Annotated in this window: 16 protein-coding genes; 1 reads left to right on the top strand and 15 read right to left on the bottom strand. The window is 27.1% G+C overall.

The window, feature by feature from the left end:
* Positions 1 to 17: 17 nt before the first annotated feature.
* The 10 genes from smc to aroE form a co-directional block, all read right to left on the bottom strand.
* Positions 18 to 3572 (bottom strand): chromosome segregation protein SMC, encoded by a 3555-nt coding sequence (gene smc, locus IC219_RS11920; RefSeq protein WP_227434160.1) that lies wholly within the window; start codon positions 3570 to 3572, stop codon positions 18 to 20.
* Positions 3573 to 3599: 27 nt separating this feature from the next.
* Positions 3600 to 4670, bottom strand: a complete 1071-nt coding sequence (locus IC219_RS11915) for an elongator complex protein 3 (protein WP_227434159.1) — start codon at positions 4668 to 4670, stop codon at positions 3600 to 3602.
* Positions 4671 to 4723: 53 nt separating this feature from the next.
* Complete coding sequence (gene rnc / locus IC219_RS11910; RefSeq protein WP_227434158.1) at positions 4724 to 5434, bottom strand: ribonuclease III; 711 nt, start codon at positions 5432 to 5434, stop codon at positions 4724 to 4726.
* Positions 5435 to 5596: 162 nt separating this feature from the next.
* On the bottom strand, positions 5597 to 6058 hold the full coding sequence (locus IC219_RS11905) for a CD1247 N-terminal domain-containing protein (RefSeq protein WP_227434157.1): 462 nt from the start codon (positions 6056 to 6058) through the stop codon (positions 5597 to 5599).
* A gap of 91 nt (positions 6059 to 6149) precedes the next feature.
* The gene (gene efp, locus IC219_RS11900) at positions 6150 to 6707 is read right to left on the bottom strand and encodes an elongation factor P (RefSeq protein WP_227434156.1); all 558 of its coding nucleotides are present in this window, start codon (positions 6705 to 6707) and stop codon (positions 6150 to 6152) included.
* 379 nt (positions 6708 to 7086) lie between these two features.
* Positions 7087 to 7617, bottom strand: a complete 531-nt coding sequence (locus IC219_RS11895) for a hypothetical protein (RefSeq protein ID WP_227831228.1) — start codon at positions 7615 to 7617, stop codon at positions 7087 to 7089.
* The gene (locus IC219_RS11890) at positions 7607 to 8026 is read right to left on the bottom strand and encodes a hypothetical protein (RefSeq protein WP_227434154.1); all 420 of its coding nucleotides are present in this window, start codon (positions 8024 to 8026) and stop codon (positions 7607 to 7609) included. Before IC219_RS11890 ends, IC219_RS11895 begins: the two co-directional genes overlap by 11 nt.
* Before the next feature lie 19 nt (positions 8027 to 8045).
* Positions 8046 to 8738: a hypothetical protein gene (locus IC219_RS11885; protein ID WP_227831229.1), complete on the bottom strand. Its 693-nt coding sequence runs from the start codon at positions 8736 to 8738 to the stop codon at positions 8046 to 8048.
* Entirely contained in the window at positions 8725 to 9084 is a 360-nt protein-coding gene (locus tag IC219_RS11880) for a hypothetical protein (RefSeq protein WP_227823637.1), read from the bottom strand. The genes IC219_RS11885 and IC219_RS11880 overlap by 14 nt, the downstream gene beginning before the upstream one ends.
* Positions 9085 to 9141: 57 nt before the next feature.
* Positions 9142 to 9993 carry a shikimate dehydrogenase gene (gene aroE / locus IC219_RS11875; RefSeq protein WP_227831230.1) on the bottom strand — a complete coding sequence of 284 codons (852 nt, stop codon included), beginning with the start codon at positions 9991 to 9993 and terminating at the stop codon, positions 9142 to 9144.
* 258 nt (positions 9994 to 10251) lie between these two features.
* Between aroE and sigK the strand changes: the two genes are divergently transcribed.
* Positions 10252 to 10893: an RNA polymerase sporulation sigma factor SigK gene (sigK, locus tag IC219_RS11870; RefSeq protein ID WP_227434150.1), complete on the top strand. Its 642-nt coding sequence runs from the start codon at positions 10252 to 10254 to the stop codon at positions 10891 to 10893.
* Positions 10894 to 10992: 99 nt separating this feature from the next.
* On the opposite strand, the gene IC219_RS11865 is transcribed toward sigK, so the two are convergent.
* The 5 genes from IC219_RS11865 to IC219_RS11845 all read right to left on the bottom strand — a co-directional run bounded on the left by IC219_RS11865 (position 10993) and on the right by IC219_RS11845 (position 17440).
* The gene (locus IC219_RS11865; protein WP_227482213.1) at positions 10993 to 12657 is read right to left on the bottom strand and encodes a peptidoglycan D,D-transpeptidase FtsI family protein; all 1665 of its coding nucleotides are present in this window, start codon (positions 12655 to 12657) and stop codon (positions 10993 to 10995) included.
* A gap of 71 nt (positions 12658 to 12728) precedes the next feature.
* The gene (locus IC219_RS11860) at positions 12729 to 13976 is read right to left on the bottom strand and encodes a peptidase U32 family protein (RefSeq protein WP_227482212.1); all 1248 of its coding nucleotides are present in this window, start codon (positions 13974 to 13976) and stop codon (positions 12729 to 12731) included.
* Positions 13963 to 14637: an O-methyltransferase gene (locus tag IC219_RS11855; protein WP_227434147.1), complete on the bottom strand. Its 675-nt coding sequence runs from the start codon at positions 14635 to 14637 to the stop codon at positions 13963 to 13965. The genes IC219_RS11860 and IC219_RS11855 overlap by 14 nt, the downstream gene beginning before the upstream one ends.
* Positions 14638 to 14808: 171 nt before the next feature.
* Positions 14809 to 15888, bottom strand: coding sequence for an endolytic transglycosylase MltG (gene mltG, locus IC219_RS11850; protein ID WP_227482211.1), 1080 nt, complete (start codon positions 15886 to 15888; stop codon positions 14809 to 14811).
* Between the two features lie 226 nt (positions 15889 to 16114).
* Complete coding sequence (locus IC219_RS11845; RefSeq protein ID WP_227831231.1) at positions 16115 to 17440, bottom strand: pyrimidine-nucleoside phosphorylase; 1326 nt, start codon at positions 17438 to 17440, stop codon at positions 16115 to 16117.
* Positions 17441 to 17511: the final 71 nt, after the last annotated feature.

Genomic DNA, 17511 nt, shown 5'->3' with positions numbered 1-17511 from the left:
TCCTATGTCAATCTAAGTTATATAATATCAGTTATCTCTTGAGCTTCTTTTAGTTTTAAACTAATAACTTTTGAAATAGCTTTTTCTTGCATTGTAACCCCATATATATAATCAGCAGCTTCCATAGTTCCTCTCCTATGAGTTACTGATATAAATTGTGTCTCTTTAGATAAATCCTTTAAAAATTCTCCAAATCTGAATATATTTGCATCATCAAGTGGAGCCTCAATTTCATCTAATATGCAAAATGGTGTTGGTTTTGTAATTAATATTGCAAATAATATACTTATTGCAGTTAGAGCTTTTTCTCCACCAGACAGTAGATTTAAATTCTTCATTTTTTTACCAGGTGGTTGAGCTGTTATTAGTATATCACTTTCTAATAAATTTTCTTTATCTAAAATAGTTAATTCTCCACATCCACCACCAAAAAGTCTTTTGTACACATACTTAAAGTTTTTACTTATTTCTTCAAATTTAACCTCAAATTCAGATTTCATATTTTCTTCTAATGTATGTATAAGTTTTTCTATTTCCTCCATAGATTCTTCTAAATCTTGTTTTTGTTCACTATAAAAATCATATCTTTCTTTTATTTCTTCATATTCTTTGATAGAATCTATATTTATATTCCCAAGACTTCTTATTTCTCTCTTTAAATTTTCTAAGAATTTTCTATCTATCTCTAGATTTTCATCTTTGATTTCCAATGCTTGTACTAAAGTCATTTCATATTGTTCAAATAACTTATTTATATATGTGTCTTGACTAGTTTTTAATCTTTCTAATCTTCCACCAACCTTAAATAAACTTTCTTTAAGTTCTATATGTTGTCTATCTATAATTTTTAACTCTTTACCAATTTCATCAAAGTTATTTTTCAAGTCATCTTTAGCTATTTTTCTAGTTTCAAGATTTCTATTGCTGTCCCCTAATTGCTTAATTAAGTTTTCTTTTTCTTTTTCTTCAATAGCTATAGAGTCTTGTAACTTAACTATTTCTTGTTCTTCATAATTTAATGATTCATCTAATTGTTTGGTTTTTTCTTCTAACTCACAATTTTCACCAGATATTCTTTTTATATCTCTAACTATACTATTATAAGCTTCTGTTTTCTTTACTAAAGTTAGGTTTAATTCATCAAATTCAGATTTTTCTTTATCATACAAATCATTATATTTTTTTATTTCATCACTTAATATATCAATTTTTTCTTTATTTTGATTGTATGTATTTTCTAGTGCTTCCATCTCTTTTTTAACAATGTCACTTTTTTCGAGAGTATAATTCAAGTTAGAACCCAAATCACTTTTCTCATTATTTAATCTAGTAATGCTAGATTTTAAAGATTCAATCTCAGATTCGATATTTTCTATACTTGTACTCTTTATTATAATGCTTTTTTCTAAATCTTTTACTTCATTTTCAACTAAGTCAATTTCACTTTTTATATTTTTTATATTTTTATTTAGAGATTCTTTTGTAATTTCTAGACCTGAAATCTCAACCTTAACATCATTTATTTTTTCTGTATATTCGTTAATAAATCTTTTTCTTGATAATATATTTCCGTTAGTTTTTAAACTACCTCCTGTTAAAGAACCTCCTGGATTTAAAATTTCACCATCTAAAGTTACTATTTTAAATCTATGACCAGTTTCTTTTGCAAATTTTATCCCCTCATCTATATTATTTATAAATATCGTTCTTCCAAGTATATTTTCAATTATATTTCTATATTTTTCATCAAACGTAATTAAATCACTTGCTATTCCTATAAATTTAGTATTTGCTTTTAAATTTCCCAAACTTATTTTATTTGATTTAATTATATTTAATGGCAGAAATGTTACTCTTCCTAAATTATTCTTCTTTAAATAGTTTATTGCAGATTTAGCACTAAACTCATCATCAGTTATTATATTTTGCATATAAGCACCAAGTGCTGCTTCTACGGATTTCTCATATTTTTCAGGAACATTTATAATCTGTCCTAGCGCTCCATGAATACCTCTTAAATCCTTATTTTTTAATACTTCTTTTACACCTCTATTAAATCCCTCATAATGATTTTCCATATCTATATAAACATTTAACTTTGAGTTATATCCATTTAGATTGTATTTACTTTTCTGTATTTCATCTTCTACCTTATTGAGTTCATTAATAGAATATTGTAAATCAGCAGTTAATTTTTTATTTCTGTTATTCACATTGTTTAAATTTTCTTTTTTCATATTAAATTCTTTATTTATACTATCTAATTCAGAAGATTTTGTTTGGACATTTTGGTTTAACTCTGCTATTTCTGAGTTTATGTTTTCATCTCTGATATTCATATTTTCTTTATTTGCATTTAAAGCAGATAACTTATTACTAAATTCTTGCTTCTTATTTAATATATCTATTATATTTTCTTTAAATAATTCTATATCATTATTTAAAGATTCCAACTTCATCCTTTGATTTTCTTTACTAGATTCTAACTTTTTTATATTCTCTTGTAATATCGATAACTCTTCGCTATTTGAAGACTTATTACTTTCTAATTCTTTTATGTATACCTTATTTTCATTTAGCTTTTCTTTTATATTGTTTATTTCAGAATTTTTTCTATGAATTTCATTTGTAAAGTTTTTTATTCTTTCTTTAATTAAATTTATCTGTGACTCTTTTTTTGATATAACACCTTTAATTGAATTTATATAATCTACAGATTTTTCAATTACATCTTGTAGTACCTCTATCTCCTTATCAACATCTTCTTGTTTTTTCTCTACAACATTTTTTTGTTCTTCTTTTTCTTTAAGTTCTTTTTCAAGAACTTTACTATGCTCATCAACTTCACTCAGTTCTTTTTCTATTCCTTCAATTTCTCTTATAAAATTATTGACTTCTAATATTTTTAATTTTTCACTTATTTCTAAATACTTTTTTGCTTTTGTTTGTTGATTAAAAAGAGGTTTTAATTGATTTTCAATTTCTATATATATATCATCTATTCTTTCTAAATTTTCTTTTGTATTACTTAAATTTCTTTCTGCTTCCTGTTTTTTATATCTATATTTTGATATACCACAAGCTTCATCAAAAACTTTTCTTCTACTTAAAGGATTATTACTCAATATTTCATCTACTTTTCCTTGCTCTATGATTGAATAACCATCTTTTCCAATACCAGTATCTAAAAAGACTTCTTTTATATCCTTTAATCTGCAACTCTTATTATTTAGAAAAAATTCACTTTCTCCATTTCTATAAGCTCTTCTTCTTATAGTCACTTCTGTAAAGTCTAATTCTAATTGATTCTCAGAATTGTCAATAGTAAGAGCTACTTCACAGTAATTCATGGGTTTTTTTGTATCTGTACCTGCAAATATTACATCTTCAAGTTTGTCTCCTCTAAGACTTTTGATACTTTGTTCTCCTAATACCCATCTTACGGCATCAGATATGTTACTTTTTCCACTTCCATTTGGTCCTACTATCGCTGTTATTCCTTCTTTAAAAATAATATCTGTCTTTACTGGAAAGGATTTAAATCCCTTTAACTCTAGTCTCTTTAAATACAAATCGTTTCTCTCCCTTCATTGTTAAAACTAAAGGTTATAAATGTCATACAATTTTCTATGGATGTCTCTCATATTAGCAATAATTAAACTTTTCCCATCTAACACAATTTCTAATTGATTTATATCTAAATCTGATTCTTGTGTTTTTAAAATCACACCAAAATTTTCTTTCATATATTTAATATTTGTTTTTTTATTTCCTATTATTTTAGAAATATTCTTTTTATTAGACTTCACCAACACGTTATTTATATTTTTATTTTGTAAAATAAGAAATTCTAAATAATCTTTTATCATCTCAGCTTCTACTAATTCTCTAAAAGCAGGGTGATATGGACCCGCTAAGACAGCTTTTCCCATTTGTATATCATCAGTAGCTTGAAGCCCGACTCTTATTACATTTATATCATTAACATAAAATAATACAAGTACTTTTTTTACTATTCTTATACTCTCGTCAAGTGTAAATGGCTTATATTCGTTTTGCTCCATCAATTTTTCCAGACCAGTCTCTTTTACCACTAAAGTTGGATAAATTCTTACACAATCTGGTCTAAGCTCTACAAATTTTTTGGCTGTAAATATGCATTTTTCTTCTGTATCAGCTGGAAGCCCAACCATCATTTGTAAACCAAGTTTAATTCCACTATTTTTTATCAACTTTGAACTCTTATATACAATTTCTGACTGATGACCTCTAATACTATCTAACAATACTTTTTCATCTAAGGATTGTACTCCAAGCTCTATTATACTTGTCTTATATTCTTTTAACATTTCCAATATTTCTTCACTAATACAATCTGGCCTTGTGGACATTCTAATATCTTTTATAAAACCTTTTTCTACATATTCTTTGGCAACAGCTAATAAACTTTTTTGTATATCTACATCTATGGCAGTAAAACTTCCACCAAAAAATGCTATTTCTACATCAGCATCCTTATCTATAGTCTTTAGACATTCTTCAATTATATTTCTTGCATCTTCACTAGTAACATCAGTACTCACACCTGTTATTTTTTTTTGATTACAAAATATACAATCATGAGGACAACCTTTGTGAGGAACAAATATAGGTATAATTCTCTTTTTCATCTACAACATCCTTCTAATCTAAATATTTCTTTTTATATTTTTACATATTATATTTATTTTTCCCATAATTTTTTCTTTAAAGCTACTTTAGCAGCCAATTGTTCTGCTTCTTTTTTACTTTTACCTTCTCCTATCCCCAAAACACCTTCATTAATTCCCACTTCCATAACAAACCTTTTATTATGGTCTGGTCCTTTTTCTTCTATAAGCCTATACCAAATATTATTTTCTCCATTTCCTTGTAATACTTCTTGAAGATGTGTTTTATAGTCTCTAAATATATTTCCCTTTCTTGAATCGTAAATTATATTTTCCATATGGTGTAATATAAATTGTCTTGCACTTTCAAATCCTCCATCAAGATATATTGCTGCTATTACAGCCTCAAATGCATCTGCTAATATTGAAGTTCTATGTCTACCTCCAGTAGCTTCTTCACCTCTACCCAGTAACATATGAACCCCTAAATTTATATCATTTGCAACTTCACTTAATGAATCCTCACAAACTATATTTGCTCTAAGCTTAGTCAATTCCCCTTCGGGCAGATTAGATTCTTCATTAAATAAATAATCACTTATCACTATGCCTAAAACTGAATCTCCTAAAAATTCTAATCTTTCATTAAAATTATATCTCTTATTTTCATTAGAATATGAACTATGTGTAAGAGCTTCTAGTATATATTCTTTATTTTTAAATTTATAATTTATAACATCTTCAAATCTTTGTATATTATCTAGTAATTTTTTACTTATCTTCATTATTACATCCCTCCAAAATCCTATTCTATAAATTCTAGTGTACTATTTTTGTGCAACTATTGCAAAACCAAAATCTAAAATACTTGTCCTCATAAAAATAAAACTACCTATGAAACAAAATATCTCATAGGCATCATAGGCAGTTTTATTTCTTATGAATTTTTATTCTCTATCATCACAATTCGAACAACCACCACATGTACAATCATCATCATCATAATCATCTTCTGATGATAATATTACAGCCTTACAATCAGGACAAACAACATCTACGTCATCATCATATAATAAATCTTCGTCTATTTCTACTAATTCTCCACAATTTGGGCATTCCATTTCTATATAGCTGAAGTCCTCATCGTCATCATTTTCTTCATCTTCTTCGTAAAGGTCATCTTCCATGTCAGCAATATCTTCTTCTAAATCTGCTAAATCTTCGTCTATAGATTCAACAAAATCTTGAAGTTCTTCCTGTTCTTCATCCAATGTTACAATAGCTTCTGCAAATACTTCTAATGCATCAACTATTTTATGTATCATTTTCCCTTCTTTACTTTCAGTGCTTATTTCTAAACCTTCTGCTAAACCTTTTAAGTATGCAACTTCTTCATATAAATGTTTCATGTAACACCCCTCGCTTTCTTTTTAATATATAAACTAAAAGCTCATATATCTTATATTATTAAGACATATAAGCTTTTATATACATAAATTTTTATACTCTTGATAAATATTCACCTGTTCTAGTATCTATCTTTACTTTATCTCCAGTATTTATAAATAATGGAACTTGAACAACTGCACCAGTTTCAACTGTAGCTGCTTTAGTTACATTACTTGCTGTATCACCCTTTATTCCTGGCTCTGTATCTACAACTTCTAGCTCTGCAAAGTTTGGAGCTTCCACTTGGAATGGTTGTCCTTGATAAAATCTTATTGTAGCAACTTCATTTTCTTTTAAGAATTTAATTGCATCTTCAACTTGATCATAGTTTAATGGTATTTGTTCAAAATTTTCTTGGTCCATAAAATAATATAACTCACCATCATTGTATAGATATTGCATTTGTCTTGTATCTATTACAGCTTTAGGGAATTTTTCACTTGGATTAAAACTTTCTTCTCTTATAGCTCCTGTTTTTAAATTTCTGTATTTAGTTCTAACGAAAGCAGCTCCTTTACCTGGCTTAACGTGTTGAAAATCAACTACTAAACATGGTTGTCCATCTTTTTCAAATGTAACACCTTTTCTAAAATCACCTGCTGATACCATTTTTTGTTCCTCCATATTAAAATAAATTTCTTATTTTTTAGTAAATTTTACATTACTATGCCTTTAAAATTATATCTCTTACTTGAATTCTGTCAAGTCAGGATTACAAATTTTTACTAATATCATAATATCATAAGTTATACAATATAAACAAGTATTTGGCAGATTACTTATCCTATATTTTTATTATTTACATCTATAATCACACTTTATACATTTTATATATTGATATTATTTATCTCTACAGCTATACTTTCCACTATTACTCATTACTTTTTATTTAAAAACAATGGATAAACATAATTTTTTAGATTTTTACAGAATGACTTTTATGAAAATTTAAAACATTTTTCTTCATTAATAATACTGTTACTTAAAATTACACATTTTTAATAAAATTCCATACTTTTACTTTAAACTCAGTTTCATATCTTTGATTACGTTTTGATAATTTCAATATTATATTAATATATTCTCCATTATTAGACATTGAGACATACATTTCATCTACATAATCACCAATTTCATATCCACCAGCTTGACTACTTTCACCATTTAAAGAATTTACAAACAACTTATTTCGTCTCTCATTTAATATAATTTCTTTGTTGCTTGTATATTCTTCATTATAAGTTGTATTTTCATCTATATATCTACATTTTATGGATGTCATTTTTTTTAAACCTTCATCATTAGAAGATAAATTTATTATCCCCTTAGAATTACTAATGATTCCTTCTATAGATTTTGTAATTTCAATACTTTGTTGTTGTAACTCCATTTTATCTTCTATTTTAACTTTTAAATTCATTGTAAGTGTAAATATAGAATATAAAGTTATCACCAGTACTACAATTACAGTTAAAGATACTGCACTTTCTAAAAGTAAATATCCACATTTACGTTTCATATTTTCCCTCTTTCAAAAGTACTCTTCCACTTACAGGTGTTATTGTTATAGTTTTATTTAATCTACCATTATATATCTCTATTGTAGTTGCTCTTTGAGGTGAGCCATCAGATTTAAATTTTATAGTTTCAATACTTCTTGCGATTCTTACATTTCTAGGCAGTACTATGGATTTAACATCTTTGCCATCTTTTCTCAATACATATCCTTCTTGTTCCTTTTGTTTTATATAGTATATATATGTATTGTAGTTGCTAAACATATTAATTCGTCTAACATACCTTATATCTGAACAAAGTTGACGTGCAAATAAATTTATTTTATGATTTTCAAGATTATCTTTTGGAAAACATATTGTAGTTATCAATAGTATTATACTTATGGATACTACTAATTCTATTACAGTCACATTCCTTCTTTTTTCAAAGTTATACACCCCTATACTTATATATATATACTAAGTTTTTTTCATCAAAGTTCTTTTTTATATTTTCTATTATCTCTTGGTCGATTTCTTCTTCTCCATTAGTGTTTTGATTATCAAAATCTTTACTGTCAGTCTCAAATATAGTTGAAAGTTCTATTTGGTCAAACGATTTAGACTCATCAGATGTTTCAATAGAATCTTTATCACTATAATCAGCCTCTGTATAATCTTTAATATCAACTCCTACCCATGGATTTTTAATTTTCACGCTCACTTTTATTACTTTTAAAAAGTCTTTCTCTCTAGCTGTACTTGTTATGTCAAATTCAAAAAAATCTCCTTTGTCATATATAGTATTGTTTTCTATTTTTAAATGAACTTCTTCTAAATTACTATAAGATATATCTTTTATTTTTTTTATACAATCAATCATATTATTTCCTAAGAAATAGTCTCTAAATTCTTCTTCATTATTAGATATATTAATAGCTTCTTCCACACAGCAAAGAACATTACTTATTGATATTTCTATACCACTTAAAGAAACTTCCCTTAACTTAGCATCTTTATATTCTAATTCAAATAAGTTATCATTACTATAAATTAAACCTATACACATAATACATACAGTGCTTATAATAGAAAATATTATCAATGTTATTATTAATATAGAACCTTTATTATTTCGTAACATAACTCTTAAATCTTAATTGTTTTAAATCACTCTTAATTTCCATATTTATCTCATAACATTGATAATAGTTTAAAATTTGTTTCACTGTGCTATTTATCTCATAACCTTTTATGTAGTTTTTATTTATTTCATCCTCAGTCAATTGATATTCATTATTTTTTATTTTATATTTCTCATCTTCCAAGTATTTCTTTGCAATATTTAACATTTCTCTATTGGATACATTTTTACTAATAAAACTATAGCAGTTATATAAAGATGTAGATACCAAATACACAGCTACATATAATATGGCGATACTCATTATACATTCAATTGATATAAAACCACTCTTTTTCGTTTTCAATAATAAAAAACCTCTCATTAATATTTTTATTCTATAGATTAAATCTTAAGGATTTAGTTATAAATTCTTTTCATAAAGCTCTTTTATACAACTATTTTCATTACTATCTAACTTTATTCCAGTCCATATACAAAATGCACTTAGACCTTGATTTATTAACATATCAATTCCAAATATAACATCTAAATTGTATTTTCTCGCCCATTTTATAAGGCTTGTTTCATGAGGCTTGTATACTATATCACATACTAGTATTTTTTTGCTTGGAATCAATGATTCATCTATTGGACATAAGTTATTCCCCATACCTATTGGTGTAGTATTTATAAGTATATCAATTTTGCTTAAATCATTTTTATCAACTTCTTTAGTGCTATAGACTACATCTAATTTAAAACTGGATTTTATTATATTTGATATTTCCCTTGCTTTATCTATACTTCTATTTCTTATTTCTATAGATTTTACATTGTTAAATGCAAGTTCAATAGCAATACTTCTACACGAACCTCCACAACCTAATATCATGACCTTTTTGTCTTTTAGGTCAAACCCATTTTCAATTACAGCTTTTACAAATCCAACTCCATCAGTATTATATCCTTTTAATCTACCTCCTTCATTCTTAATCGTATTAACTGCTCCAACTAATTTTGCTTTGTATTCAATATAATCCAAGTATTTAATTATATTTACCTTATGAGGTATTGTCACATTACAACCCTCTATCCCCATACTTTTTATGGACTCTACTGTTTTCCATAAGTCTTTTGGCTCTACATCAAAGCATACATAAACATTATTTTGTTTGTATTTTTCAAATAAGTAGTTATGCATGATTGGTGAAAAGCTTTGTTTCACTGGATGTCCTAAAAGACATATAAGCTTTGTTTCGCTATTTATAATCATATCTTTCTCCCTTTTATTTATTGACATCTAAAATTCAATTTATACCAAATAAACTAATAATTTATCCGTCTTATTTTTTATATATTCAACAAAAAATTAAACTTAAATTCTTCTTTTTAATGTTATATTACAGCCAAAAGTTTGTAAATATATGTTTTAAATTCTAACAGTATACATATTATTTTATTGAATAACAGTCAACTTGGATAAGTCTCCTTCATATAATTTAAAGTGACCGTTAAAAAGGGGGGTGACTTATTGGCAGCGCTTAAATCTTTTGAAAAACCCTTAACCCCTGAAGAAGAGATTGAGTATTTAACTAAATTTAAAATAGAAAATGATAAAAGTGCAAAAGATATATTGATTGAAAGAAACATGAGATTAGTAGCTTATATCGCAAAAAAATATAACAATTCGACAGAGGATCAAGATGATTTAATATCTATAGGTACAATAGGATTAATAAAAGCTATAGAAACTTATAATATAGATAAAGGAACTCGACTGGCAACATACGCTTCTAGATGTATTGAAAATGAAATTTTAATGAATATCAGATCTAACAAAAAAAACAAATCACAAGTATCTCTACAAGACCCTATCGGAACAGATAAAGAAGGTAATGAAATAAGTCTTTTGGATATACTTGGTACAGATGTCAACTATGTTCTTGACGAAGTTGAGTTAAAAGTTCAAGTTGGAAAACTATATGAACAACTTAACAAAATCCTTACTCCTAGAGAAAGAGAAATTGTCCAGTTAAGATACGGGTTAACTCCTTATGGGTATAAAACTCAAAGAGAAATAGCACAAAGACTTGATATCTCTAGATCATATGTGTCCAGAATCGAAAAAAAAGCTCTTAAAAAACTAGAAAAAGAGCTTGTTCAAGAAAATTAATATTATATTTTTAGAAGGATATATCGTATAACATTAGACAAAACAACTTGCCTAAAAATTAAAATTACGATATATCCTTAAATTTTATAATACATGACTTTATTTTATACTTTCACATATTTCTTTAAATATAGGTATTGCTGATTTACTTTCCTTTTGAGTTCCTTCTACTAGCACAGTTATTACATACTTAGGTCTTTTCTCTGGATAAAATCCAGTTATCCAACCATGATCTATTGGCTTTTTATTCAGACTACTTTGAGCTGTACCAGTTTTTACCCCACATCCTCCTTCTAAATCCTTTAGGACTTTAGCTGTTCCAACTTTAGAAACAGATTTCATAATTTCTTTTACTTGTGTGCATACATAAGGAGAAATAATTTCTTCTTTTTTTGAAGACTTATAGGTTTTTACTGTCTCCATATCATTATTTACAAGACTTTTATATAAATATAATGGTTCAAATGTTCCATTATTAGCTATTATCTGGGTCATTTGATTTATTTGGAGTGGTGTAAATTCTATATTTTCTTGACCTATAGCTAAATTACGTATTGATATATTTTTTGGAGCTTCTCTAATTCGTTCTTCATCAAGACCAATATCAACCTTTTCAAATAAATGTAATTTTTCAGCAGATTTTAATATCTTCTCTTTACCAACTTTCATTGCTATATCTAAAAATGCTGGATTACATGAATTAGAAAAAGTTTGCTGTAAGGATTGAAGACCATGTCCATCTAGTTTATTGCATCGCAATATTTCATTACTATTTCCAACTTTAGTTTTACCTTTGCAATTATAGGTATAATTCTCATCTACAACTCCATTTTCAAGCGCAGAAAATAGTACTACCATCTTAAACACAGAACCTGGCGGATATGTCGATTTTATGACTCTATTCTCAAATTCTCCATTTTTACTCTTTAAACTCTTTGCTATGTTATTTTGGTCAAAATTAGGTCTAGAACACATAGCAAGAATTTCACCTGTAGATACGTCTGAAATCACTGCTGCTGTTGGATTTTCTTCTTTATTTAGTATTTGCTCTAAATTTTTTTGAATATCATAATCAATAGTAGTTTTTAAATGTTTATCTTTATCTTTTTCATCAATTGTTTTTACACTTCCCTTTAAAATATTTAGAGATTTTTCGTTTCCCGCATCTCCTGCTTTAAAGGCACTTATATATTTTTCATTTGAGTTTCTAAGCACACTATCCATACTTTTTTCTATCCCCAATTGACCTGATTTATCATCATCTTTTATATAACCTATTGTATGTGATAATAAACCATCCTGTGAATATCGCATAGTCTTTTCTTCTAACATTATACCATTCTTCTCAAGTTGTTTTTTCATGCTATTATCAATATTTTCGGTCTGAATTTGTATTATAGGATGTGCCAATTGTTCTTGTATAATTTTATATATTTCCAAATCATCCATCTTCGTAGCCTTCTTAACAAGTTCCAGTATTTTATAGTTGTTATTTAATTTTTCTTTCTCAACAACTAAAATCTGAACTTTACTTGTATCTGTAAGTTTCTTATTATTTCTATCATAAATTATGCCTCGTCCACTATTTAACTCTACTTTCTCAACACTCTGCGATTCAACATTTTTTTTGTACTTATCACCTTTTAATACCTGTATATCAACTAGCCTATATATTAAACCACTATAAATTATTAAAATTATAGTAAATATATACCAGCTTCTCTTTCCCACTTTTTTAAAAAATGGAGTCTTCTTTTTTGACATGAAATCACCCCTTAGATAATTTCATTATTGACAATTTCTAAGGGGCTAATACTATTTTTATTAAATTTTTATTACTCTTCAACTTTTTCTTCTATAACTTTTCTAAGCATATAATCTTTCTCAACTTTTACAGATAGTTTTAACTTAACTATCTGTCTAGGGTGAGGAGCTGATTCTATAGGCTCTCCTTCTTCGTTGTACATTTCTTCTATTTTAGTAAACATAGTTTCTTTATAAGGTCCCATAACTTCTATTTCATCACCAACACACATTTTATTTCTCTGTTCAACTACAATAAGCCCATTTTCATCCTCTGTCTCTCTAACTATACCTATAAAATCATAGTTTCTAACATATGATGCTGATTGATAATTTTGGTCTTCTGTTGTTGGCTTATTCAAGTAAAAACCTGATGTGAAATGTCTATGGCTCCCTTTCTTCAACTCTTCCATCCACATAGGATTAAATTTCCAGTTTTCAGGGTCCTTATAAAATTCATCTATTGCCATTCTATATGCTCTTACAACTGTTGCTACGTAATATGATGTCTTCATTCTTCCTTCTATTTTTAAGCTTGTTATACCAGATTTAATTAATTCTGGTATGTATTCTATCATACACAAATCTTTTGAGTTAAAAAAGAATGTACCTCTTTCATCCTCATATATAGGGAAATATTCACCAGGTCTTTTTTCTTCAACTAAATGATATTGCCATCTGCAAGATTGAGCACAAGAACCTTTGTTTGCATCTCTTCCAGTCATATAATTACTTATCAAACATCTTCCTGAGTAAGAGATACACATAGCTCCATGCATAAAAGCTTCTATATCCATATCTAAAGGTGTTTTAGCTCTTATTTCAGATATTTCATCAAATGATAATTCTCTTGCCACTACAACTCTTTTTATTCCATGTTCATACCAAAAATTGGCACTAAGATAATTAGTTGTATTTGCTTGTGTACTTAAATGTATTTCCATATTTGGAATTACTTTTTTAATTACACTAAGAACACCTGGGTCAGCTATTATAACTGCATCTATTCCTATCTCTTCTAACTCCAATAAATAAGCTTCTAATTGTAGGAAATCTTCATTGTGAGGTATTATATTTACTGTTACAAAGACTTTCTTCCCTCTCTCATGTGCAAAAGCTACACCTTCTGCCATATCTTCTTTACTAAAGTTTTTTGCAGCAGACCTCATTCCAAAGATTTCTCCACCTATATAGACAGCGTCTGCTCCATATGTTATAGCTATTTTTAATCTCTCCAAATCACCTGCTGGAGCTAAAAGTTCAACTTTATTTAATTCCATCTACGTCACCTCTTTTACTTTCTTTATAACTTAATGCCACACCATCTCCGATTGGTATCAATGATGTACTCAAATAATCACAATTACATATATAATCTAAATAATTTCTCATTCTTTTTACTATGGTTTTCTTTCTTCTTACAACAAAATCATCATGTGCAACCATTCCTTTATATAAAATATTATCAGAAACTAATAGTCCACCATCTTTTAGCTTATCTATAACTAAATCAAAAAATAGCTTGTATTGACCTTTTGCTGCATCTATAAATATAAGGTCAAATTCACCTTGGATTTGACTCAATTTTTCTTCTGCATCTCCTTCTAGTATAGTTATATTATTTTCAAATCCAGCTAATTTTATATTTTCTTTTGCTTTTTCTATCATTTTTTCGCTTCTTTCAACAGTTATTATATCTGCACCTTTTCCTATGATTGTTGCAAAGAAAATAGAAGAATAACCAATTGCACATCCTACTTCTAAAACTCTTTTCGGCTTTTGAATCTTTAATAAAACTTTTAACAAGTCTGAAACTTCTTTGTGTATTATAGGAACACTATTTTCTTCAGCATAAATTTCCAAATCTTTTAAAAGTCCTTCTTTTTCTTTTAATGTTACTCTTATATAATCTTCAACCAAGTCATTAACTATATTACTCATAAAAACACTCCCTAAAATAATAAACATCAAAATTTTGTCTTAATTTATTATTTTTTAAATTCATATTGCTCTGTATATTTACACTTTCTTTATTATAAATCTAAGAATAACAATTTTCAATAAAAAAGCCCAACATTATTCTTACCCTGTTAGACTTTTTATAATCATTGTTTATTTTGTGGTATTTTCATTATTTGTTGTTTTTGTATCTTTACCTTGTTTATCTCTCGCTTCCTTGTACTCTTTAACATATTTTAAATGGTCTTGATAGTTTGTACTATAGTTATTTCCTCCATCAATCTTTGCTACAAAATACAAGTAATCTGTTTTATCTGGGTAAAGTGCTGCCTCAATAGATTTTATACCAGGATTTGATATTGGTGTAGGAGGTAATCCTTTATTTTTGTAACTATTATATGGTGAATCAATTTTTAAATCATTATAAGTTACAATTTTCTTTCTTTCTTCAAATATATATTGTATTGTTGCATCTGATTGAAGAGGCATACCTACTTTAAGTCTATTGTAAAATACACTTGCAATTATTGGTCTATCTTTATCAAGTACAGCTTCTTTTTCAATTATTGAAGCCATCTCCATTACTTCTTGAAGAGTCATCTTTGATTCTTTTTGTTTCTTTTTAAATTTGTCTGTATATTTACTATCAAATACGTTTAACATTTCATTTAAAATATCTTCCTCTGATTGTTTCTTTGAATTAAAATAATATGTTTCTGGATACAAAAATCCCTCTAAAGAAGTTATTCCATCTTCTTTTAAAAATGTAAACTTGTCATAAAACTCTTGAGGTTTTTTTATTAGATTTTCAAAGGTAGTTTTATCTCCTAAGTTTTTATTTACTAATATTGATATAATTTCTTTAGATGTAGACCCTTCTGGAATAGTTACTTTTACACCATCATGATATATTTTTCCTGAAGCTAAAAGGCTTATTATATCATTATTTGAATACGATTGATTAAGTAAATATGTTCCTGATTTTATAGATGGTGCCTTATTACTTACTTTTACTATCAATTTAAACAATAATTCATTTTTTATTAATTTATTTTCATATAGTATGTCAGATATTTTTCCAACTGATGCTCCACTTGGAATGTCAATAATTACATCTTCTTTGTTATTTTTGTCATAAGGACCTATTTGCATAGACACAAATATACCTACCACAACAATTAAAATAACAACTATTAATGCTACTATTTTCAATCTATTTTTTTTAAAATTCATAATATAATCTACTCCTTATGTATATTTGTCCATTTTCTATTATAAAACTAAGCACTGTAATTTTCAATCATCTTGTCGAATAAACTTATTTATATTATAAAAAAATACTTTAAAATATATTTTTATTATTATATATTTAATACTTCTCAAACTTTTCAAAAAAATAAAAAACCTAACACTATTTTTAACATGTTAGGCTTTTTATAATCACTTTTTCTAAAATTTTCTAAAATTTTTTAATTTCATCTTTAGTTACAATACCATATACTAATTTATTTTTTTCTATTTCTTCATCTACAATAGAATATGAATTGACGAATCTATCCTTTGCTAATGTAAGTTTTTTCTCATCATCATAGTGCATATATGCTAAAACTTCACCCTTTTTTACATAATCTCCAACTTTTTTTTCTAAAATTATTCCTGCTGATAAATCTAAAATATCATCTTTAGTTTCTCTACCAGCTCCAAGAATCATAGCTGATATGCCTATATCTTCTGCCTTAATCTTACTTATATACCCAGATTTATCTGATTTGATTGGATACTTATACTTTGATTCTTTAAATAGAGAATAATCATCAACTATATCTTTATTTCCACCTTGATTTTCTATGAACTCTTTAAGTTTATCTATAGCTCTACCAGATTTTATTGATTCTTGTATCTTTTCAATACCATCATTAAAGTTACATGCAACTTTTGCTAAAACCAGCATATATGCTCCTAAAACTTCACATAATTCAACAAGGTCTTTTGGTCCATTTCCTTTTAAGGTTTCAATTGCTTCTATAACCTCTAAAGAGTTCCCAACAGCAAAGCCTAGAGGTTCATCCATATCTGTCACAATTCCTATGGTATCTTTATTCATACCAACACCTATATCAACCATAGCTTTTGCCAATTCAAAAGACTCCTCTAAAGTCTTCATAAATGCCCCATTTCCAGTTTTCACATCTAATACGATTGCATCAGCTCCGGAAGCTAGCTTTTTAGACATTACACTAGATGCTATCAATGATATATTGTCTACAGTTGCTGTAACATCCCTAAGAGCATAGATTTTTTTATCTGCAATTGCTACCTTTGCACTTTGACCACAAACTGCTATTTTATGCTTGTTTACAGAATCAATAAATTTATTTATATCCATTTCTGTAGAAAAACCTGGTATAGCTTCCAATTTATCAATAGTTCCTCCAGTATGCCCGAGACCTCTTCCAGACATTTTTGCAACTGGTGCTCCACATGAAGCAACTAAAGGTATAAGAGCTATTGTAGTCTTATCTCCGACACCACCTGTACTGTGTTTATCTACTTTTATACCATCGATATCTGAAAGCTCTATCATATCACCAGAGTGCATCATTGCCTCTGTAAGATATACAGTTTCTTGTCTATTCATCTTATTTAAATAAATAGACATTAATAGTGCAGAAGCTTGATAGTCAGGTATATCTCCTTTAGAATAGTTTTCTATAAAGTAATTTATCTCTTCTTTGCTAAGTTCTAAATTATCTCTCTTTTTTTTTATAATATCATACATTCTCATACTTGAAATCTCCATTCTAACCTGTAATAATGTAAATAAATTTATAAACATATTTATATATTATAATATTA

Origin of the sequence: Clostridioides sp. ES-W-0018-02 (assembly GCF_020658175.1) — a bacterium.
GTDB lineage: Bacteria > Bacillota > Clostridia > Peptostreptococcales > Peptostreptococcaceae > Clostridioides.
The sequence above is the reverse complement of the archived record's forward strand: the minus strand, read 5'-3'. Positions and strand labels throughout refer to the sequence as shown.